Origin of the sequence: Paracoccus yibinensis (genome assembly GCF_030846195.1) — a bacterium.
GTDB lineage: Bacteria > Pseudomonadota > Alphaproteobacteria > Rhodobacterales > Rhodobacteraceae > Paracoccus > Paracoccus yibinensis.
This window is the reverse complement of sequence record NZ_JAVCWH010000004.1, coordinates 96,468-117,276: the sequence shown is the minus strand read 5'-3', so window position 1 is coordinate 117,276 and position 20,809 is coordinate 96,468. Positions and strand designations below refer to the sequence as shown.

22 protein-coding genes and 1 tRNA gene are annotated in these 20,809 nt (G+C 67.4%); 13 read left to right on the top strand and 10 right to left on the bottom strand.

Going from position 1 to position 20,809, the window contains the following annotated elements; genetic code table 11:
* Positions 1-7 precede the first annotated feature (7 nt).
* Complete coding sequence (locus RAH32_RS10805; RefSeq protein ID WP_306607947.1) at positions 8-457, bottom strand: outer membrane protein assembly factor BamE; 450 nt, start codon at positions 455-457, stop codon at positions 8-10.
* Between the two features lie 145 nt (positions 458-602).
* On the opposite strand from RAH32_RS10805, the gene RAH32_RS10800 reads away from it, so the two are divergent.
* The 4 genes from RAH32_RS10800 to RAH32_RS10785 all read left to right on the top strand — a co-directional run bounded on the left by RAH32_RS10800 (position 603) and on the right by RAH32_RS10785 (position 3,675).
* Positions 603-1,139: a YceD family protein gene (locus RAH32_RS10800; protein ID WP_306607946.1), complete on the top strand. Its 537-nt coding sequence runs from the start codon at positions 603-605 to the stop codon at positions 1,137-1,139.
* Between the two features lie 235 nt (positions 1,140-1,374).
* Positions 1,375-1,581 carry a 50S ribosomal protein L32 gene (gene rpmF, locus RAH32_RS10795; RefSeq protein WP_306607945.1) on the top strand — a complete coding sequence of 69 codons (207 nt, stop codon included), beginning with the start codon at positions 1,375-1,377 and terminating at the stop codon, positions 1,579-1,581.
* A gap of 22 nt (positions 1,582-1,603) precedes the next feature.
* Positions 1,604-2,704, top strand: coding sequence for a phosphate acyltransferase PlsX (gene plsX / locus RAH32_RS10790; protein WP_306607944.1), 1,101 nt, complete (start codon positions 1,604-1,606; stop codon positions 2,702-2,704).
* Positions 2,701-3,675, top strand: a complete 975-nt coding sequence (locus RAH32_RS10785; RefSeq protein WP_306607943.1) for a beta-ketoacyl-ACP synthase III — start codon at positions 2,701-2,703, stop codon at positions 3,673-3,675. The genes plsX and RAH32_RS10785 overlap by 4 nt, the downstream gene beginning before the upstream one ends.
* 4 nt (positions 3,676-3,679) lie before the next feature.
* On the opposite strand, the gene RAH32_RS10780 is transcribed toward RAH32_RS10785, so the two are convergent.
* Positions 3,680-3,958 (bottom strand): DksA/TraR family C4-type zinc finger protein, encoded by a 279-nt coding sequence (locus tag RAH32_RS10780; protein ID WP_306607942.1) that lies wholly within the window; start codon positions 3,956-3,958, stop codon positions 3,680-3,682.
* A 157-nt stretch (positions 3,959-4,115) separates the two neighbouring features.
* Here RAH32_RS10780 and ihfA point away from each other — a divergent pair, with 157 nt between their 5' ends.
* From ihfA to RAH32_RS10760, 4 genes are all read left to right on the top strand, one after another.
* Complete coding sequence (gene ihfA, locus RAH32_RS10775; RefSeq protein WP_103173462.1) at positions 4,116-4,418, top strand: integration host factor subunit alpha; 303 nt, start codon at positions 4,116-4,118, stop codon at positions 4,416-4,418.
* A 15-nt stretch (positions 4,419-4,433) separates the two neighbouring features.
* Complete coding sequence (locus tag RAH32_RS10770) at positions 4,434-5,012, top strand: MerR family transcriptional regulator (protein ID WP_306607941.1); 579 nt, start codon at positions 4,434-4,436, stop codon at positions 5,010-5,012.
* Positions 5,013-5,091: 79 nt separating this feature from the next.
* Positions 5,092-5,169: transfer RNA gene (locus tag RAH32_RS10765), tRNA-Pro, on the top strand.
* A gap of 56 nt (positions 5,170-5,225) precedes the next feature.
* A complete protein-coding gene (locus tag RAH32_RS10760; RefSeq protein WP_306607940.1) occupies positions 5,226-6,293 on the top strand; it encodes a 2'-deoxycytidine 5'-triphosphate deaminase in 1,068 nt (355 codons plus the stop codon).
* A gap of 52 nt (positions 6,294-6,345) precedes the next feature.
* On the opposite strand, the gene RAH32_RS10755 is transcribed toward RAH32_RS10760, so the two are convergent.
* From RAH32_RS10755 to argS, 7 genes are all read right to left on the bottom strand, one after another.
* Entirely contained in the window at positions 6,346-7,446 is a 1,101-nt protein-coding gene (locus RAH32_RS10755; RefSeq protein ID WP_306607939.1) for a THUMP domain-containing class I SAM-dependent RNA methyltransferase, read from the bottom strand.
* A 38-nt stretch (positions 7,447-7,484) separates the two neighbouring features.
* Positions 7,485-7,688 carry a hypothetical protein gene (locus tag RAH32_RS10750; protein WP_306607938.1) on the bottom strand — a complete coding sequence of 68 codons (204 nt, stop codon included), beginning with the start codon at positions 7,686-7,688 and terminating at the stop codon, positions 7,485-7,487.
* A gap of 4 nt (positions 7,689-7,692) precedes the next feature.
* Positions 7,693-8,292 (bottom strand): SMC-Scp complex subunit ScpB, encoded by a 600-nt coding sequence (scpB, locus tag RAH32_RS10745; protein WP_306608199.1) that lies wholly within the window; start codon positions 8,290-8,292, stop codon positions 7,693-7,695.
* 38 nt (positions 8,293-8,330) lie between these two features.
* Entirely contained in the window at positions 8,331-9,143 is an 813-nt protein-coding gene (locus tag RAH32_RS10740) for a segregation and condensation protein A (RefSeq protein WP_306607937.1), read from the bottom strand.
* Between the two features lie 52 nt (positions 9,144-9,195).
* Entirely contained in the window at positions 9,196-10,185 is a 990-nt protein-coding gene (nagZ, locus tag RAH32_RS10735) for a beta-N-acetylhexosaminidase (RefSeq protein ID WP_306607936.1), read from the bottom strand.
* Entirely contained in the window at positions 10,185-11,309 is a 1,125-nt protein-coding gene (locus RAH32_RS10730; protein ID WP_306607935.1) for an SPOR domain-containing protein, read from the bottom strand. The genes nagZ and RAH32_RS10730 overlap by 1 nt, the downstream gene beginning before the upstream one ends.
* A gap of 72 nt (positions 11,310-11,381) precedes the next feature.
* Entirely contained in the window at positions 11,382-13,124 is a 1,743-nt protein-coding gene (gene argS, locus RAH32_RS10725) for an arginine--tRNA ligase (RefSeq protein ID WP_306608198.1), read from the bottom strand.
* 277 nt (positions 13,125-13,401) lie between these two features.
* Here argS and RAH32_RS10720 point away from each other — a divergent pair, with 277 nt between their 5' ends.
* Together RAH32_RS10720 and lnt are read left to right on the top strand one after the other, a co-directional pair.
* A complete protein-coding gene (locus RAH32_RS10720; protein ID WP_306607934.1) occupies positions 13,402-15,402 on the top strand; it encodes a DEAD/DEAH box helicase in 2,001 nt (666 codons plus the stop codon).
* Positions 15,403-15,411: 9 nt separating this feature from the next.
* Entirely contained in the window at positions 15,412-16,884 is a 1,473-nt protein-coding gene (gene lnt, locus RAH32_RS10715) for an apolipoprotein N-acyltransferase (RefSeq protein WP_306607933.1), read from the top strand.
* A 69-nt stretch (positions 16,885-16,953) separates the two neighbouring features.
* On the opposite strand, the gene RAH32_RS10710 is transcribed toward lnt, so the two are convergent.
* Positions 16,954-17,580 (bottom strand): J domain-containing protein, encoded by a 627-nt coding sequence (locus RAH32_RS10710; RefSeq protein WP_306607932.1) that lies wholly within the window; start codon positions 17,578-17,580, stop codon positions 16,954-16,956.
* A 69-nt stretch (positions 17,581-17,649) separates the two neighbouring features.
* On the opposite strand from RAH32_RS10710, the gene RAH32_RS10705 reads away from it, so the two are divergent.
* The 3 genes from RAH32_RS10705 to recJ all read left to right on the top strand — a co-directional run bounded on the left by RAH32_RS10705 (position 17,650) and on the right by recJ (position 20,749).
* Positions 17,650-17,901: a BolA family protein gene (locus RAH32_RS10705; protein ID WP_306607931.1), complete on the top strand. Its 252-nt coding sequence runs from the start codon at positions 17,650-17,652 to the stop codon at positions 17,899-17,901.
* 77 nt (positions 17,902-17,978) lie between these two features.
* Positions 17,979-18,944: a class II fructose-bisphosphatase gene (glpX, locus tag RAH32_RS10700; protein ID WP_207469117.1), complete on the top strand. Its 966-nt coding sequence runs from the start codon at positions 17,979-17,981 to the stop codon at positions 18,942-18,944.
* A 68-nt stretch (positions 18,945-19,012) separates the two neighbouring features.
* The gene (recJ, locus tag RAH32_RS10695) at positions 19,013-20,749 is read left to right on the top strand and encodes a single-stranded-DNA-specific exonuclease RecJ (protein WP_306607930.1); all 1,737 of its coding nucleotides are present in this window, start codon (positions 19,013-19,015) and stop codon (positions 20,747-20,749) included.
* Positions 20,750-20,809 lie beyond the last annotated feature (60 nt).

Here is a 20,809-nt window from a genome sequence, read left to right as displayed (position 1 = left end):
ACAGCCATCAGTCGATGAAATCGCCCGCCTGGAAGTTGCCCAGGTTGCCCAGAAGCTGCCCGATCAGCGAGATTTCGGTCACGCTGCCCTCGGTCACACGGCGCGACAGGGTGACGACACGGCCGCGTTCCAGCCCGAAGCGTTCGACATTGGTGACGACGCCGCTGGGCGCGAAGGACACGGCCACCACCTCGCGGTTGATCTCACGCGGCTCCAGCGCGCCGAAATGGCGCCACCGGGATCCCACATAATACCAACCCGACCCTGTCAGCAGCCCCTGGGCGGACGGGCGGCCGATCAGGCCTTGCAATTCATCCACGGTGGTCTGGCCGACCACGACCTGGGACAGATCCTCGGGCGCGGGGATGAAGCCGTGGTTGCGATAGACAGGCGCGCAAGCCGCAAGGCCAAGAACGGCCGCGAAAGCCAGAACCATTAGATGCCGGATGGCTGTCATTCCGTCTTTCCCTTGCAAGGCGCTGTTGACGCGGCCCGCCCGGCTTAGCAAACTCGGGCACCGCGCTCAAGAATGACAATCCCGTCGGGGATTTGGCGCCGCCTGCCGGTGCGGACCCCTGACCGACAGCAGACAAAGGCCCGCCATGACCGCCCCCGCCAACCAGCCCGCCCACCAGCCGGAACGCCTGCGCGTGGCGCATCTGAACCCACGCGCACCGACGCCCTTTTCGCTGGTGCCCGATGCGGAACGCTGTGCCGCCATCGCCGCTGAGCTGGGCATTCCCGCCCTGTCCCGGCTGTCCTTTGCCGGGGAAATCCGGGCCGAAGCGGGCGAGGCCTGGGCGCTGACGGGCCGGCTGCGCGCCCGCGTCACCCAGCCCTGCGTCGTCACGCTGAAAGCGGTCAAGACCACCCTGGACGAAGAAGTCGAGCGTCACTATTCCCCCCACATCTCCACCCCCGAGGGCGACGAGGTGGAAATGCTGGACGAGACGCTGGAACCCTTGGGCCAGTTCATCGACCTGGGCGCCGTGATGATTGAGGAACTGGCCCTGGCCCTGCCCGAATATCCGCGCGCTGAGGGTGTCGCGTTCGAAGCAGCGCCAGAGGAGGATGCACCTGACACCCGCCGCCCCTTTGCCGATCTGGACAAGCTGCTGCGCCGTCGCGACACGGACTGAACGATTCTGCCCCGGACCGTTGCGCAAGGGTCACATCGGGCGGGGGTGATTGCCCGCAGGCACGCCTGGCACTGGCGCAAACGCTGCCATCTGGTGCAATTAGCCCTGCCTGCCCCGCTGCAAGGGGTTGCGGGCGGGGCCGTCATGGCGTATCTGCGCGGTTCATTTTCGAATTCAAATCCTGGGATGTGCCAGACGCCCGCGCGTTGCATCCCGTCTAGCCCGAGGTTGTGACATGGCTGTCCCTCAGAATCGCGTTACCCGGTCCCGCCGGAACATGCGCCGCGCCCACGATGCCCTGGTCGCCGGCAATCCCAACGAATGCTCGAACTGTGGCGAACTGAAGCGTCCGCATCACGTCTGCCCGTCCTGCGGCCATTACGCCGACCGCGAAGTCGTGGCGCAGGCGAACACGATCGACCTGGACGACGACGCGGCCTGAGCGGGCTTGGCATTCGCGCCAGATGATCGACCGTGACGTGACCCTCTCCTCGGCGCCGCCCCCTGACCGGGGGGACGTCGTGGTGATATCGGTCGATGCCATGGGCGGCGATCGCGGCCCGGCGGCGGTTGTCGCGGGCATGGCCGAAAGCGCCGCCAAGAATCCCGACATCCGCTTCATCGTGCACGGCGACGAGGCCGAGCTTCGCCGGCTGGTCGGCCGCCGCAAGGTGCTTGCCGGGCGCTGCGACATCCGCCACGCCGGAGGTGTCGTCACCATGGAAGACAAGCCCAGCCAGATCGTCCGCAAGGGCGACGGCACCTCGATGTGGTCGGCCATCGAATCGGTCAAGACGGGGGAGGCCGGGGCCGCGGTCAGTTGCGGCAATACCGGGGCGCTGATGGCGCTGTCGATGCTGCGCCTGCGCAAGCTGCCGGGCGTGAACCGCCCCGCCATCGCCTGCCTGTGGCCGTCGCTGAACCCCCATGGCTTCAATATCATGCTGGATGTGGGCGCGGATATCCGCGCCGACGCACCCGACCTGCTGCAATATGCCCTTATGGGGGCATCCTATGCCCGCAACGGCCTGGGCCTTGACCGTCCGCGCGTGGGGTTGCTGAATGTCGGGACCGAGGAGCACAAGGGCCGCGCGGAACTGAAGCAGGCCCAGGATCTGATCATGGCGGCGGCGGATTCGGGCAAGTTCGAGTATGTCGGCTTTGTCGAGGGTGGGGACCTTCCCTCGGCGCGCGTGGATGTGATCGTCACCGACGGCTTCACCGGCAACATCGCCTTGAAGACGGGCGAGGGCACCGCCAAGCTGGTCGGCACCCTTCTGAAGGACGCGTTCGCGAATTCCATCATGTCCAAGTTTGCCGCCCTTCTGGCGATGACCTCTCTCAAGCGGCTGCAAAAGCGGATCGATCCCCGCCGCGTGAATGGCGGGATTTTCCTGGGCCTGAACGGGACCGTCATCAAGTCGCACGGATCGGCTGACGCCACGGGCGTGTCGGCGGCGATCAAGCTGGCCTTCACGCTGGCACGGTCCGGCTTCCAGGACCGCCTGGCCGCGCGCGTGGCGCAAGCCGCAGCAAGCGCCCCGGGTGCCGAGGCCGCATCGTGACCATCCGTTCCGTGGTGCGCGGCACCGGCCATTACCTTCCCGAACGTGTGGTCCCGAACAGCTGGTTCGAGGAACGGCTGGACACCACCGACGAATGGATCCGCAGCCGCACCGGGATCGAGCGGCGCCATTTCGCCGCCGAAGGCCAGGCCACCAGCGACATGGGCCTGCGCGCGGCCCGCGCGGCCCTGGACAAGGCGGGGCTGCGGCCCGACGATATCGACGGGATCATCCTCGCGACCTCGACCCCCGATTACACCTTTCCCGCCTCGGCCACGATGATCCAGCACGGGCTGGGGATGACGCATGGCTTCGCCTATGACGTCCAGGCCGTCTGCGCAGGCTTCGTCTTTGCGCTGGCCAATGCGGACGCGATGATTCGCGGCGGCCTGGCAAAGCGCGTCCTGGTCATCGGGGCCGAGACGTTTTCCCGCATCATGGACTGGACCGACCGCGGCACCTGCGTCCTGTTCGGCGACGGCGCCGGCGCCCTGGTGCTCGAAGGGCAGGACAGCGCAGGGACCAGCGACGACCGGGGCATCCTGGCAAGCGACCTGAACAGCGACGGGCAGTATCGCGACCTGCTCTATGTCGATGGCGGCGTATCCACCACCGGCACGGCGGGGCAGTTGCGGATGCAGGGCAACCTGGTCTTCCGCCATGCCGTCGAAAAGCTGGCCAAGACCGCGCATGTCGCGCTGGACAAGGCCGGACTGACCCCTGCCCAGGTGGACTGGCTTGTGCCCCACCAGGCCAATGCCCGCATCATCACGGCGACCGCGCAGAAGATGGGCCTGCCGATGGACAAGGTGATCCTGACGGTCGCTGACCACGGCAATACCTCGGCCGCCTCGATCCCGCTGGCCTTGTCGGTGGCCGACGGTCAGGGCCGTTTCGCCCCCGGTGACGTGATCGTGACCGAGGCGATCGGCGGCGGTCTCAGCTGGGGATCGGTCGTCCTTCGCTGGTAGGGCCTTACTTCAACTGCGAATCCTTGCTGCCGCGCCGGTTGATGCCGCCCGCAGGGCGCCAGGCCCGGTCGCGGTCGCGCTGGCAATCGAGGCACAGTTGCACACCCGGCAGCGCCTGACGCCGCGCCGGGGGGATCGGCTCGTCGCAATCGATGCAGACTTCGGCGCTTTCCCGGACGGCCTTGCCCTGCCCGGCGCGCAAACGGGCGCGGGCCACGGCCTCGGCCGTGCTGATCTCGATCTGGTCGTTCACCGCGTCGTCGCGCGCCCATCCACCGGCCATGACCGCCTCCTTGCCTTGCCCGAAAGATAGGATCGGCGGGTTTTTCTGCAACGCCCTGCGCCCCCTCTTGACGTGACGCGGGGGAACGAAAAAGCCCCCTTCTCGTTGACAGCGGGAAGAATTCCAACCATCCTAGTGAAATCAAAGGGGAAAAGTCATGAGTGACAAGACGCTGACTCGGATGGATCTCGCAGAGGCCGTTTTTCGGGACGTGGGTCTGTCCCGACACGAGTCCGCCCAGCTGGTCGAATCGGTTCTTGAACATATTTCGAATGCCCTGGTCCGGGGCGAACAGGTGAAGATTTCGTCCTTCGGCACCTTCAGCCTGCGCGACAAGAACGAACGCATCGGCCGCAACCCCAAGACGGGCGAGGAAGTGCCGATCACCCCGCGCCGCGTGCTGTCCTTCCGCCCTTCGCATCTGATGAAGGATCGCGTCGCCGCCGGAAACAAGGGATAAGGACGTTCTGACTGAATGACGAAAGGCGCAGACGCATTCCGGTCTATTGGCGAAGTCGCAAGGCTTCTGGGCGTGGCACCGCATGTCCTGCGCTACTGGGAAACGCAGTTTCCCTTGCTGAAGCCGATGAAGCGCCCCGACGGGCGGCGTTACTATCGCCCTGACGACGTGCGTCTGGCGGCGGGACTTTGCACCGTGCTGCGGGACGAGGGGCTGACGATCCGGGGCGCCAAGAAGCTTCTGGCCCGCGACCGGGGCGCATCTGTCCGCGAACGCGGCATGGCGCGCCTGAACGATGCTGTCGAGACATTGATCGACAGCGACTTTCCCGAACCCGAAAGCGTCGAGGACGATGTCGATCCCCTTCCCCGGCACGAACCGCGATCCAGGGTGCGCAGGCGGCCCATGTCTGTCCCGCAATCCGCATCCGACCGGAACCACGCTGATTTCCATGATGGCCCGCCCGCAGGATGGCTTTCCGAGATGGTGGCATTGAACGCCCGGTTACGCGATTTGCACCCCAGCGACGCGACCACGCCCCATCATCGCGCGTCCCTGTCGCGGCTGCGCGATGCCTTGGCGCGGTTTTGCTGACCAGCTGGGGCGTTACCGCGCAGATTTCCGCATTGCAGCCCTTGTGCAGCGGCGCAGGATCGCTCTATACGGTGCGCGTCGGGCCGTGGCGCAGTCTGGTTAGCGCGTCCGTCTGGGGGGCGGAAGGCCGCGAGTTCGAATCTCGCCGGCCCGACCATTTCGAAAACGCCCATCCCCTGCCGGGGGTGGGCGTTTTCGCATGAAAGGACCAGCATGAACGGCGTTCTTCCCGACAGCGGTATCCGCGACCTGATCCGATCGGGCGCGATTTCGGCGGATCCCGCGATCACGCCGGAACAGATCCAGCCCGCCAGCCTTGATCTGCGGCTGGGATCGGTCGCCTATCGGCTGCGCGCCAGCTTTCTGGCAGGACGCGGCAACCGGGTGATGGACCGCCTGCCCGACGTGCAGATGCATCAGATGGACTTGTCGGGGGGCGCGGTCCTCGAACGCGGCTGCGTTTATCTGGTGCCGCTGATGGAACGCGTGGCGCTGCCCGCCGGATTGACGGCGGTGGCGAACGCCAAGTCCTCGACGGGCAGGCTTGATCTGCTGACCCGGCTGGTCGCCGATGACGGCACCGAATTCGATCGCCTGCCCGAAGGCTATGACGGACCGCTTTACGCCGAGATCTGCCCACGCAGCTTTTCCGTCCTGGTCCGTCCCGGCATGAGGCTGAACCAGTTGCGGCTCCGGCGGGGCCAGGCGGTTCTGTCGGACACCGAACTGCGCGAGTTGAACGCCCGCGAGCCGCTGGTGGGCGGTCCGGCCCTGATCGACAATGGCTTGGGCTTCTCGGTCGATCTGAAACCTGCAGGCGGCGATCTGGTGGGGTATCGCGCCCGGCCCCACAGCGGGGTGATCGACCTGGACCGGATCGGCGCCTATGACGCCCGCGATTTCTGGGACGAACTGCATACGACCGATGGCCGCCTGATCCTGGATCCCGGGGCCTTCTATATCCTCGTCAGCCGCGAATCGGTGGCGATACCCGCCGATTACGCCGCCGAGATGGCGCCCTATCTGGCGATGGTCGGCGAATTCCGCGTCCACTACGCAGGCTTCTTCGATCCCGGCTTCGGCATTGGCGAAACCGGCACCGGCGCGCGCGGTGTGCTGGAGGTCCGCTGCCACGAGGCGCCCTTCGTGCTGGAACATGGTCAGGTCGTCGGCCGTCTGGTCTATGAACGCATGGCGGCCCGCCCGGATTGTCTCTATGGCGCGGGCATCAAGTCCAACTATCAGGGCCAGGGGCTGAAGCTGGCCAAGCAGTTCCGCTAGGCCCCTTCACTTTGGCCGAAATATCCCGGGGGTCCGGGGGCTGGCCCCCGGCTTACAGCGCCCCCGTCTGCCACAGCCGCACCTTCAACCCGCCATGCGCGACCACCGGCCCCGATTCCAGCGGCAGGCCCGTGGCCTTGGCCAATGGACCTTCGCTGGTGACGATCCCCACCCGCCAGCCGGAAAGGCGTTCGCGGAACACCTGCCCCATGGCGGCGTGCAGCCCGAACAGCGGCCCCTTGTTGCCGATGCGCGCGCCATAGGGCGGGTTCACCATGACGATACCCGGAGCGCCCCCGGGACGTTGCAAGTCGCCGATGGCGCGGCAGTCAAAGCGCGTCACGCCCGCCACCCCTGCCCGCTCGGCATTCGCCTGGCTCATGCGGATGGCGCCCGCGTCGCGGTCGCTGCCGAAGAACTGCGCAGGCGCGGGACGCGGCGCATCGGCCGCGCGCATCGCCTGCCAAGCGGCGGGATCGAAGCTGGCAAGCTGCTGGAAGCCGAAGCTGCGGCTGCGGCCCGGCGCAAGGCCCAGGGCGATCTCGGCCGCCTCGATCACGAAGGTGCCCGACCCGCACATCGGATCCAGCACCGGCTGGCTGCCGTCAAAGCCCATCTCGCGCAGGAACATCGCGGCCATCGTCTCGCGCAGGGGGGCCTTGGCGACGGCTTCCTTGTGCCCGCGCTTGTGCAGCGATTCGCCCGTCGTATCCAGGCTGAGGGTGACAAGGTCATCCTCGATCCGCACCTTGACGACCAGGGCGGCGTCCGGGGCGATGGGCGCGCCCAGTTCTTCGGCGATGGCGCGTTCGATGCGCTGCGTGGCCGCGCCCGCGTGATAGATGCGGCTGGCCTTGCAGGTGGTTTCGACGCGGACCGGCACAGCGGGCCGCAGGACGGTGGCCCAGGGGAATTTCCGCGCCCGCTTGTCCAGTTGCGCCAGATGCAAGGCGCGAAAGCTGCCCACGCGGGCCAGAACGCGCGTGGCGCCCCGCAGCCACAGGTTCGCGCGCCACACATCGGGCCAGCCGCCCGTGATCGTCACGCCGCCCGGCTGCACGACCGGCTGCCAACCCAAACCTGCGGCTTCCGCGGCCAGAGGTGCTTCCAGCCCCGGCGTCGCCACCAGGAAAATCTCGAATCTGTCATCCATCGCGCAGCCCTATCGCGGACGCGCGGCAAAGGCGAGTGTCAGCGCCCGATGCGGCGGGTCAGCCGGGCGGCCTGACGGGCGCGCTTGACGGCCGTGCGCATGTCCTTGGCCTGCTTGGCCGAAACCTTGGCAGGCTTGCCGCCGGATTTCGCGATCCGGTCGATGCTCTTGTTGACGCCCCAGTTCACGGCGCGTCGGGAAACCATGCGGGTCAGAGTGTTGATGATGGACTTTAAGCTCATCGGGTCATTCGTCCTCGAACAGGTCGTCAGCGGGTGCCGTGGCAGACATATCGTCATCCCCGTCCAGCAAGGCAAGGGGAACGTGCAGTCCCGGCGCGGGCGGGCGCGATTCCAGCAGCCCCGCCGCGCGCAGCTCCGCAAGCCCCGGCAGGTCGCGGGCGGATTCCAGGCCGAAGTGGTCCAGAAAGGTTTCCGTGACCACAAAGGTCGCGGGTCGGCCGGGGGTCATCCGCCTGCGGCCGATGCGGACCCATTCCATCTCGATCAACTGGTCCAGCGTGCCGCGCGACACGGCCACGCCGCGAATCTCCTCGATCTCGGCGCGGGTGACGGGCTGGTGATAGGCGATGATCGCCAGCGTCTCGATGGCCGCGCGCGACAGGCGGCGCTGTTCCACCGTTTCGGTCCGCATCAGGAAGGACAGGTCCGGGGCGGTGCGGAAGGCGTAGCCGTCGCCGATCCGTTCCAGCACCACACCGCGATCCGCATAGGTCCGTCGCAGCCCGGCCAAGGCTTCGGCCGGGTCGCAACCCGTCGGCAGGCGCTGCGCCAGGTCGCGCACCGTGACGGGCGCAGAGGATGCGAACAGGATCGCCTCGACCATGCGTTCCTGCTGGGCCAGCGATGGGGGCGGGAAATCGGTCACGGCTGGTCGCTGTCGGGCTTTCGGCGGAAATGGATCGGGGCAAAGGAAGCTGCCTGCCTTATCTCGATCCGGCCCTGCCGCGCAAGTTCAAGCGATGCCGCAAAGGTTGCCGCCGTGGCCGACCGTCGGCGCTCGCCCCCTGCGTTCCAGCCATCGGGCAGGAAGTCGGCCAGTTCCGTCCAGTCCCCCGCATAGCCGATCAGGCTGCGCAGGCGGTCCAGGGCCTGTTCCATCGTGAAGACGTCCTGCCGGTCGAAGGCATAGGGGCGGAATTCGTCGCGGGTCTTCAGCCGGGCATAGGCGCGCATCAGGTCGATCAGGCCCGCCTGCCATTCGGTGCGCCGCCGTTTCGCCACGGTTTCCGGTGCCCCGCGCGCGAAGCGGCTGATCCCCAGCCGGTCGCGCGCCATCAGTTGCGCCGCGACCTCGCGCATGGCCTGCAGACGCTCAAGCTGGAAGGCCAGGTGCGCAGCCATGTCCTCGGCGGACGGCCCCTCGGCCTCGGGGTCGGGGGGCAGAAGCAGGCGCGACTTCAGGAAAGCCAGCCAGGCCGCCATGACCAGGTAATCTGCGGCCAGTTCGATCCGCAGGGCGCGGGCCTGGTCAACGAAGGCCAGGTATTGTTCCGCCAGATGCAGGACCGAAATCCGCATCAGGTCCACCTTCTGGGTCCGTGCCAGCGTCAGCAGCAGGTCCAGCGGGCCTTCGAAGCCGTCCACATCGACGATCAGCGATTCCTCGGCGCGGCGTTGCGCGACGCTGTCGCCGTCGGGGACGGGGCGCAGATAGGGGATGTCGGGTGCGGTCACGGCTTCGGCTGTCTTTCCGGGCGTTCCAGAATCCGCGCCTGCGGCTTCCCTGTCAAGCAATGGCCGCCGTCAGGCCGCGCCATTCCGCCATCAGGGCATCAAGATCCGCATCCTGCGGCGCACAACGCATCGCCAGGGCGGCGTCGGCGCGGCGCTGCGCGTCCAGGCTCAGGGGGCCTGCGGCGGCGACCACCGGCTCCATGCTGGCGATCGTGCCATTGCAATGCAGCACCAGGTCGCAGCCTGCGGCGATGCTGGCGGCTGCCCTTTCCGCCTCGGTCCCGGACAGGGCGTTCATGGTGATATCGTCGGTCATCAAGAGACCGTCGAAGCCGATGCGGTCGCGGATCAGGGCGATCATGCGGGGCGATGCCGTGGCAGGCGCGTCATCCAGCGCGGTAAAGCGGATATGCGCCGTCATGCCCATGGGCAGGTGGCGCAGGGCGCGGAACGGGGCGAAGTCCATAGCGTCCAGTTCATCATCGGACGCGGTGACGGTGGGCAGGCCGTGATGGCTGTCGGCGATGGCGCGGCCATGGCCCGGCATGTGCTTCATCACCGGCAACACGCCCGCCGCCAGCATCCCGTCGGCAGCGGCGCGCCCCAGGGCGGCAACGGTGGCGGGATCGGTGCCGAAACAACGGTTGCGCAGGAAGGGATGCGTGTCGGCCTGCGCCACGTCCAGCGTGGGGGCGCAGTTGCTGTCGATGCCGACCGCGCGCAGTTCCCGCCCGATCAGGTGATAGCGCAGCCACATGGCGCGCGGCCCGGCGCCAACCTGATCCAGCGGCGCGGGCCAGTCGGTCCAGTGGGGCGCGCGCAGGCGCTGCACCCGGCCGCCTTCCTGATCGACGGTGATGACGGCATCGCGGCCAACCGCGTGGCGCAGGTCGCCCGTCAGGCGGCGCAGCTGGTCGGGGCTTTCGACATTGCGGCCGAACAGGATGAAGCCCCACGGATCGGCCGCGCGGAAGAAGTCCCGCTCGGCCGTGGTCAGTTCTGTTCCGGCGATGCCGCCGAGGATCGTGGCGTTGGCGGGCATCAGTTCAGGGCAAGGCAGTCCGTGCCCGCCGATTTCAGCGCGGCGCAGAACTGGCGTGCCTCGGACAGGGAATCGAAGCCTGCGACGCGCAACCGCCAGAAGGTGCGGCCGTTCGACTGGTGCTGCTGGATCACCTGCTGCTTGCCGCCAAAGACGACATGCTTGTTCATCAGCCGGTTCCATTCGCTGGAAGCGATGGCGCTGCTGTCGAAGGCGCCAAGCTGCACCTGCGGGCCGCTGGCCTGTGCCACGGCGGGTGCGGCTTCGGGCGCAGCCTGGGGTGCTTCGGCTGGACGATCCTCGGCCACGGGGCGCGCGTCGGTGGCAGTCGTCCCTGCCGAGGCGACGCGGGTGCTGCGCGGGCGCGGCGCGGGCCGGGTCGAGGTGGTCAACACGCCCGGATTGGCCTCGGCCTGGGCCTGGACCAGGGCTTCGGCAATGGCGGCCGCCTGGGCGGGGGCGCCGTTTTCATCCGTCAGCGCCTCGTTCACCGGGCCTTCGCTGGCGGGGGCGTCGATGATGGTCGCTTCCTGGACGGCGCTGTCGGCCATAGCCAGCCGCTGGGCCTCGGCCTCGGCCAGGGCGCGGGCTTCGCTGTCCGAAAGCGGCACGATGGGATCGCCCGCAAAGCTCAGCGGCACTTCCGAGGTGGTGACGGGTTCGCGGGCGGTGGCGCCCAGCTGGCCCATGGCCACATCCTCATCCGACAGGCCCACGGGCGCAGGGGCGATGGCCACCTGCTGGGTCGGCTGATGATCAACCCCCTCGGCCACCGTATTGACGGCATAGCCGGTATAGTTGGTCAGTTCCCCGCCAGGATCGGCCGGGGTTGTGCGCGCGTCACCGGCGATGGCGCGGATCACCGGCACGCCCGACACGTCGCGCGAGACCAGTTGCCAGCCCCAGACCATCAGCCCCACCATCAGCGCGACGGATGCGACCGCGCCCAGGTAATGCGTGAGCCGCGCGAATCGGGTGGTCAGGCTTTCGTCGCCCTGGGGTTCGGACGCGATTCGCGCACCCCCAGACCGGTCGTCCCAGCCGCCCTGATCATACGAGAATTCGCGCTTCACCTTGTGACGCGAGAACACATAGCCGCCTTCGCGGAAATCCATCACTGCCATGCCTGCCTGCCTGCCGGTTGATCCGACCTGAACTTGACTGCCCGTTCCAACCGGCTGGGGCGCTTTGTGAAATCAGCGCATTTCCTTGACCGGCGTGACACCAAGGATAGCAAGACCACTTGAAATAACAACGCCAACTGCGCGAACCAGCGCAATTTTTGCTTGCGACGTGGCAGGATCGCCATCCTGCACGAAGCGCAGGGACAGGTCTTCATTGCCGCGGTTCCACAGCGAATGCAGGTCAGAGGCGATTTCATACAGGAAAAACGCAACCCGGTGGGGTTCATGGGCGCGGGCGGCATGTTCGACAAGCCGGGGCCATTCGGCGACTTTCCGCGCCAGATCCAGTTCCGCCGGATGGGAAAGCTGCGTCAAATCCGCCGACGCCAGAACCGAATCACTGACGTCGATGCCTGATTCGGCCGCGCGGCGCAGGACCGAATGAACCCGCGCGCTGGCATACTGGACATACCAGACCGGGTTGTCCTTGGACTGCTCCAGCACCTTGGCGAAATCGAAGTCCAGGGCCGCGTCGTTCTTGCGCGTCAGCATGATGAAGCGGGTGACATCCGCGCCCGCTTCCTCGACCACGTCGCGCAGGGTGACGAAGGTGCCCGCGCGCTTGGACATCTTGAAAGGCTCGCCGTTCTTGAAAAGCTTCACCAGTTGGATCAGCTTGATGTCCAGCGGCACGCGCCCGTTCGACAGGGCCTTCACGGCCGCGTTCATCCGCTTAACATAGCCGCCGTGATCCGCCCCGAAGACGTCGATCAACTGGTCGAAACCACGGTCGATCTTGTCCCAGTGATAGGCGATGTCGGGCGCGAAATAGGTCCAGGCCCCGTCCGACTTCTGGATAGGCCGGTCCACGTCGTCGCCATGCGCGGTGGACCTGAACAGAAGCTGCTCGCGTTCCTCCCAATCCTCGGGCAGCTTGCCTTTTGGCGGCTCAAGGACGCCGCGATAGATCAGGTCCAGGGACCGCAGCCGCTCGATAGCGGCCTCGATCTGGCCGGTGCCGTAAAGCGCCTTTTCGCTGGAATAGACATCCATGCGCACGCCAAGGGCCGCCAGATCCTCGCGGATCATCGCCATCATCGCCAGGGTCGCGAAATCGCGCACCTCGGCCAGCCAGTCGGCTTCGGGCTTGTCCAGCAGGCTGGTGCCGTATTTCGCCTTCAGCGCCTCGCCCACCGGGATCAGATAGTCGCCGGGATAAAGCCCCTCGCGGATCTCGGGCTCAAGCCCGTTGGCCTCGCGGTACCGCTCATAGGCTGACCGCGCCAGCACATCGACCTGCGCGCCGCCGTCGTTGATGTAATATTCCCGCGTCACCTCGTGGCCCGAAAAGGCCAGCAGGTTGGCCAGCGCATCGCCGAAGACCGCGCCACGCACATGGCCCACATGCATCGGGCCGGTCGGATTGGCGCTGACGAATTCCACGTTGACCTTTTGCCCCGCCCCGATGTGGGAACGCCCGAAATCAGCGCCTTCGCGGATGGCAGTCGCCACCACGCCCTGCCAGACGGCGGGCGACAGGCGCAGGTTCAGGAAGCCCGGCCCCGCGACCTCGGCCGCACTGATGCGGGGGTCGGTCAGGCGGGCGGCCAGCTTGTCGGCGATCTCTCGCGGCTTCATGCCCGCGGGCTTGGCCAGCACCATCGCGGCATTGGTGGCCATGTCGCCATGGGCGGGATCGCGCGGGGGTTCCACGGCCACATTGGCGAAATCCAGGCCCTGCGGCAGTTCGCCCGCCTGCGTCATTTGCCCCAGCGCGGCCAGAACGACCCCGCGCAGATCGGTGAATAGGTTCATCATCGCTTTCCTGACTGTCCCGCGCGGGTTACCGCCTGGGGTGGCCCTTGGTCAACACAAAGCCCGAAAACCGGCATTTTTCGCAACGTTTCCGGGCCGAAACATTGACGTGGCGGTCCACTTGGTCTAAGCCCCTGCATGGCTCCGCATCCGGCGGACCGACTGAAGGGGCGTGCGAGTCTTGCGTCCCATTGCAGGCCGCACCAGCCATCCGGGCAACGCGGCAATGGAACGCATCGCGCCGGACATGTGCGCGCAAGTCTTGGAAAGCCCCTGAATGACGAAATTTTCCGATCTGAAGCTTGACCCCAATGTGCTGAAGGCCATCGCCGAGGCAGGGTATGAAACGCCGACTCCGATCCAGGCCGGCGCCATCCCGCCTGCGCTGGAAGGTCGCGACGTGCTGGGCATCGCGCAGACCGGCACCGGCAAGACCGCAAGCTTCACCCTGCCGATGATCACGCTGCTGGGCCGTGGCCGCGCGCGCGCCCGGATGCCGCGGTCGCTGGTCCTGTGCCCGACCCGCGAACTGGCCGCCCAGGTGGCGGAAAACTTCGACACCTATGCGAAACACACCCGCCTGACCAAGGCACTGCTGATCGGCGGCGTGTCCTTTGGCGAGCAGGACAAGCTGATCGACCGCGGCGTGGACGTGCTGATCGCGACGCCCGGCCGGCTGCTGGATCATTTCGAACGCGGCAAGCTGCTGCTGACCGGCGTGCAGATCATGGTGGTGGACGAGGCTGACCGGATGCTCGACATGGGCTTCATCCCCGACATCGAGCGGATCTTCCAGCTGACCCCCTTCACCCGCCAGACGCTGTTCTTCAGCGCCACCATGGCCCCCGAGATCGAGCGGATCACCGACACCTTCCTCCACGCCCCCGAACGGATCGAGGTCGCGCGCCAGGCCACCACCAGCGAGACGATCACCCAGAAGCTGGTCGAACTGGCGCCCTCGCGTCGGGATCTTGCCGCCAAGCAGAAGCGCGACCTCTTGCGCGCCCTGATCGACGGCGAAGGCGAGAAGCTGACGAACGCGATCATCTTCTGCAACCGCAAGACCGACGTGGACATCGTCGCCAAGTCGCTGGCCAAGCACGGCTATGACGCGGCGCCCATCCATGGCGACCTGGACCAAAGCCACCGCACCCGCACGCTGGACAATTTCCGCGACGGCAAGCTGCGCCTGCTGGTGGCCTCCGACGTGGCGGCACGCGGCCTGGACATTCCGGCCGTCAGCCATGTCTTCAACTATGACCTGCCCTCGCATGCCGAGGATTACGTCCACCGCATCGGCCGCACCGGCCGCGCCGGACGGCTGGGCAGCGCCTTCAGCATCTCCACCCCGGCAGACGACAAATATCTGTCCGCCATCGAAAATCTTGTGAAACAGACCCTGCCCCGCGCGCCGTTGCCAGAAGGATTCATCTTGTCCGAGACCGATCGCCATGCAGGACGCGAGGATCGTCGCAATGGCCGCGACAAGAACCGCGGCCGCGACAAACACCGGAACCGCGACGAAGAACGCCGCGAACCGCGCGAGGAACGCGCCGAGGCCGTGCGCGAGGAACCGCGCCGCGAGGATCGTCGGGACGACAAGCGTGAAGACCGCCGGGACGACCGCAGGGATCCTTCGCGCGATCGTCGGGGCCGCCGCGAGGATCATCGCGGCCCTGCCGTGATGGGCATGGGCGATCACGTTCCCGAATTCATGCTGGTCGAACTGCGCCCGGCCCTCGCCTCGGTCGCCGCCGAGCCGGAAGACCGCGCCGAGAAGCCGGTCGAGACAGCCGAGGCTGCACCTGCCCAGCCCCAGGCCGACAAGCCGCGCCGCGGCCGCAACCGCCGCAAGAAGTCCGAAGCGCGGCCCGATGCCCCCTTGGCCGATATGCCCGCGGTCGAGGCCGTCGCTGAAGCCCCTGCACCGGCCGAGACATCGCCCGAGGCAACCCCGCTGGAAGCCATGCCAGTCGAGGCGGTGACACAGGAACCTGTGCCCGTGGCCGATGCGCCTGTCGTTCTCCCTCAGGGCGCCGATCCAGTGGCCGAGGAAACGCCCAAGCCCAAGCGCACCCGTCGCAAGAAGGCAGAGGCCGAGGCCACCGACATCCCGGCCGAACCCGCCGAGAAACCCAAGCGCACTCGCCGCAAGAAGGCTGAGGAGCCCGTGGAACCTGTGGCCGATGAAACCCCAAAGCCCAAGCGCACCCGTCGCAAGAAATCTGACGAGGCGCCCGCCGCGGAACCCCAGGCCAACGTCGAAGCGGACGCCTGACCGCCACCGATGCGCGTCCCTGTGCCACAAGGGCGGCTGCGGCGGCTTTGGGTTGACCTGGCGCTTGGCCTGATCGCGGCGCTTGGTCTGCAACCCTTTGGCATCTGGATCGCGACCCCGGTGGCCTTGGCGCTGCTGGTTCGCCGCGCCGCAGGTCCGGGCAACGCCTTCTGGCCCCTGCTGGCCGGCGGCGTTGGGTGGTTTGGCCTGTCAATGGTCTGGATTGTCGAACCGTTTCTGGTCGAGGCCCGAATTTATGGCTGGATGGCCCCTTTCGCGCTTGTCCTGACGGCCTTGGGCGGTGCGCTGTTCTGGGCCGTCCCGGCTGCCTTGGCCGCACGCCTTGCAACAGGTGTCCCCCGCCGCGCGCTGGCCATTGCCTCGACCCTGGTACTGTCGGACTGGTTGCGCGGCTGGATTTTCACCGGCCTACCCTGGTCGCTGACGGGACATGTCTGGATCGACACGCCTGTCGCCCAAACCGCCGCCTGGACGGGCGCGATCGGCCTCAGCCTGATCACGCTGGCTCTGGCCGTCCTTCCTTCGCTTCTGCGCCCGCTGCCGGCCGCTGCCCTGGGGCTGGCCCTGATTGGCGGACTGTGGGCGGCGGGACTGGCACGATTGGCGCAACCCCTGCCCCCCGACGGGCCAACCATCGTCCGCATCGTCCAGCCGAATGCTGAACAGCACCTGAAATGGGACCCGGAATGGGCAGCGGTGTTCTTCCAGCGCCTGCTGGCTCTGTCGGCGCAACCCGGCGCGCCCGATCTGGTCATCTGGCCCGAAACGGCCGTGAACTTCCTGCTGGAGGATGCAGGCCCGGTCCTGCCCGCCATGGCCCAGGCGGCAGGCGCGCCGCTGGTGATGGGCATCCAGCGGCGTGAAGGCAGCCGTTTCTACAACAGTCTGGTCACGCTGAACCCGGATGCGACGGTGGGCCAGATCTATGACAAGTTCCACCTTGTCCCGTTCGGCGAATATATCCCGTGGGGCGATGCGTTGGCGCAGGTGGGCATCACCGCCTTCGCGGCACAGCAGGGCAACGGCTATTCCGCAGGTCCCGGCCCGGCAATCATGTCCGCTCCGGGCGCGCCCGCTTTCCAGCCCCTGATCTGCTACGAGGCGATCTTTCCGCAACATCTGCGGGGGCTTGACCAACGCCCCGAATGGCTGTTGCAGGCCACAAACGACGCCTGGTTCGGCCAGTTCTCCGGCCCCTACCAGCACCTGGCGCAGGCCCGGCTGCGCGCCATCGAATCCGGCCTGCCGCTGATCCGCGCGGCCAACACCGGCATCAGCGCGATGATCGACCCCTACGGCCACGTCCGCCAGTCGCTCGGCCTTGGCGTCGAAGGCAAGATCGACGCCGCCCTGCCTGCACCCTTGCCGGAAACACCCTGGATGTGGTGGGGCAGTGCCCCCGCCATGCTGCTTTCGCTGCTTGCCCTGACCGCAGCCCTCATCCGCCGCAAGTCTGCCTGACAGGCTTCTTCTTCATCCAAATATCCGCGGGGGAGTCCGAAGGACGGGGGCGGCAGCCCCCCGGCGCCCTCAATCCTTGAAGAACCGGCTGTCCTTGACCTGATCCCAGGCCCAGACCACCTCGGCCAGCCGATCCTCATCGGATCGGTCACCGCCGTTCATGTCGGGGTGCAGGTCCTTGACCAGGGACTTGTACTGCTTGCGGATCTCGGCGCGGGTCCAGGTGTCCTTGGCCTCCAGGATGTCCAGGGCCTTGCGTTCGGTGGGCGGCAGCTTGCGGCTGGCCTTGGCACGGACTTCCGGGGCGGTGCCGTTGGCGCCCAGGATCTCCAAGGGGTCGCTGACCCCGTGGCGGGCCCATTTATCTTCCTGCGCGGCCCTGCCAAAGGGCTTGGTGGGGCGTTCCCAGACGGTCGCGTTGTCGATGAACTGCTGGAATTCTTCCTCGGATTGGCCCTGGAAGTAATTCCAGTTCGCGTTGTATTCGCGCACGTGATCCTTGCAGAACCAGAAATAGTCATCCAGGTGACGCGGGTTCTTGGGCGCGCGATACTGGCCCGGCTCGTCGCAGCCATGCTTGTCGCAGATGCGGGTGGAGGTTTCGAAGGCGCCAGACATGCCGCGACGGCCCTTGTTCTTGCGCTTCTTGTCCTTCGCGGCCGAAATGTCGAATCCGAACGGATCGTTCCTGCTCATCCTGGGGCACCTTTGCGACTCGGAGGCGGCAGTTTAGGGTTTTTGACGCGACATGAAAGGTCTTGACGAATGATTGCGGATGAAATGCGCGAAAGGCTTGCAGAGCTTGGCCCCACCTGGCTGGAGGTCATCGATGAAAGCGAAAGCCATCGCGGCCATGCGGGATACCGCGACGGCGGCCAGACCCATTTCCGCATCCGCATGGCCAGTCCTGCCTTCGCAGGCCTTGGCCGGGTGCAGCGGCACCGCCTTGTCCACCGGACGCTGGGCGATATCGTGCCCCGCATCCATGCCCTGGCGCTTGATCTGACCGATGCCTAGGCGTTAGCGCCGACAGGCTTGCCGCTGCGGCGGGTGGGGCGTAAGACCCGTCCAAGCTGTCGCAACGAGGGATGGACATGACCGCGCCCAAGGATTTCAACGACCGGATGCTTTCGCTGGGCCTTGCCCGCGTCAGCGAGGCTGCGGCCCATGCCTCGGCCCGGCTAATCGGGCGCGGCGACGAGAAGGCCGCCGACCAGGCTGCGGTCAACGCCATGCGCGACCAGTTGAACATGCTGGACATCAAGGGCGTCGTGGTGATCGGCGAGGGTGAGCGCGATGAAGCCCCGATGCTCTATATCGGTGAGGAGGTCGGCACCGGCGAAGGCCCCGAGGTCGATATCGCGCTGGACCCGCTGGAAGGGACCACGCTGACCGCCAAGGACATGCCGAACGCGCTGACCGTGATCGCCATGGCCCAGCGCGGCACGCTGCTGCACGCGCCGGACGTGTACATGGAAAAGCTTGCCATCGGGCCAGGCTATCCGACCGACGTGGTCAGCCTGGATATGTCGCCTTCGGAACGCGTGCGCGCCTTGGCCCGCGCCCGTGGTGTCGAGGACAGCGACATTACGGTCTGCATCCTGGAACGCCCGCGCCACGAGGATCTGGTGGCCGAGGTCCGCTCCACCGGCGCGGCGATCCGGCTGATCACCGATGGCGACGTGGCGGGCGTGATCCATTGCGCCGAGGCCGAGCTGACCGGCATCGACATGTACATGGGTTCGGGCGGCGCCCCCGAGGGCGTGCTGGCGGCATCCGCGCTTAAATGCATGGGTGGTCAGATGTGGGGCAAGCTTCTGTTCCGCAACGACGACGAAAAGGGCCGCGCCCGCAAGGCCGGGATTACCGACCTGGACCGTATCTATTCCCGCGACGAACTGGTGACGGGCGACGTGATCTTCGCCGCCACAGGCGTGACGAACGGGTCCATCGTGGCGGGCGTCAAGCGCGAGCCGAACTATCTTCAGACCGAGACGATCCTGATGCGGTCGAAGACCGGCTCGGTTCGGCGGATGATCTATCGCAACCCGATCAAGTAAGGGGGCTTCGCCCCCCGTCCCTGCGGGACTTCCCCCCAGGATATTTAGGTGAAGAAGAAGGTGCAGGCGTGACGTTTCTGGGAATCGAGCAGTCGCTGACGAATCGGCGGTGGATCGGCCCGGACAGTGCCGCCGACCGCCTGGCCGAAGGGCTGGCGCAGCGGACGGGCCTGCCCCTGGCCGTGGCCCGCATCCTGACCGAACGGGGGGTCGAGGCGGATGGCGCCGAAGGCTTCCTGACGCCCCGGTTGCGCGACCTGCTGCCCGATCCGCTGTCCCTGCGCGACATGGGCGTTGCGGCGGACCGGTTGGTGGCGGCGGCGATCCAGGGCGAACGGATCGCCATCTTCGCCGACTACGACGTGGACGGCGGCAGTTCGGCGGCCCTGCTGCTGGACTGGCTGCGCGCCCAGGGGCGGGATGCGACGCTGTATATTCCCGACCGCATTGACGAGGGCTATGGCCCGAACGCGCCTGCGATGGCGGCGCTGGCGGCCAATCACGACCTGATCGTGTGCGTCGATTGCGGTACGCTGAGCCATGACGCCCTGGCGGCAGCGGCTGGCACGGATATCATCGTGCTGGATCACCACCTGGGCGGGGAAACCCTGCCGCCTGCGCTGGCCGTCGTGAACCCGAACCGGGCGGACGAGGATGGCACGCTGGGGCATCTTTGCGCCGCTGGCGTGGTCTTCCTGACGCTGGTCCAGGCAGCCCGCGTGCTGCGCGCGCAGGGGCGGCCGGAACCCGACCTGATGGCGATGCTGGATCTGGTGGCGCTGGCGACCGTCGCCGATGTCGCGCCCCTGATCGGCGTCAACCGCGCCTTCGTGCGACAGGGCTTGGCTGTCATGGCCCGCAGGCGCCGCCCCGGCCTGGTCGCGCTGTCCGACGTGGCGCGCCTTGACGGCCCGCCGGGCGCCTTTCACCTGGGCTTCCTGCTTGGCCCCCGCATCAATGCTGGTGGCCGCGTGGGGCGTGCCGATCTGGGCGCGCTTTGCCTGTCCTGCCGCGATCCGCGAGAAGCCGGGCGCCTGGCCGCCGAACTCGACATGCTGAACCGTGACCGCCGCGCCATCGAGGCCGCCGTGCGTGACGAGGCCCTGGCCCAGGTCGAGGCGCGGGGCGATGCCCGCCTGTCCTGGGCCGCCGGTCAGGGCTGGCATCCCGGCGTCGTGGGCATCGTCGCCGCGCGCGTGAAGGAAGCCACCGACCTCCCCTCGGTCGTGATGGGCGTGGAAAACGGCATCGGCAAGGGGTCCGCCCGGTCGGTTCCCGGCGTCGATCTGGGCCGCGCGATCCACCGGCTTGCATCCGAAGGCCTGCTGATCAAGGGTGGCGGGCACATGATGGCCGCAGGCCTGACCGTGGCCGAAAACATGATCCCCGCCGCCATGGCACGCCTGTCCGACCTGATCGCCGCCGATCTGGCGCAAAGGACGGGCGCGCGCGACCTGCGGATCTCGGGCCTGATGGAATGCACGGGGGCAACGCCGCAGATGTATCGCCGCCTGGAAGACGCGGGCCCCTTCGGGCAGGCGGCCCCCGCGCCGCGCTTCGCCTTTGCCGACCAGCTGATCGACAGCGCCGCAACCATGGGCGACAGCCACCTGCGCCTGTCCTTCCGCAGCGCCGGCGGCCCCGCGCTTGAGGCCGTGGCGTGGGGCGCCATGACCGGCCCGCTTGGCCCCGCGCTGATTGGCGCAAGGGGGCGGCGCTTCCATCTGGCGGGCAAGCTGGATCTCTCGACCTGGAACGGACGCGAACGGCTGCGCCTGCGGCTGGAGGATGCGGCCCCCGTCTGATCGTATTGGGTCTGACCGGTCTGGTCACGGCCCAGGGTCCCCGCTAACCTGCGCCGAGGA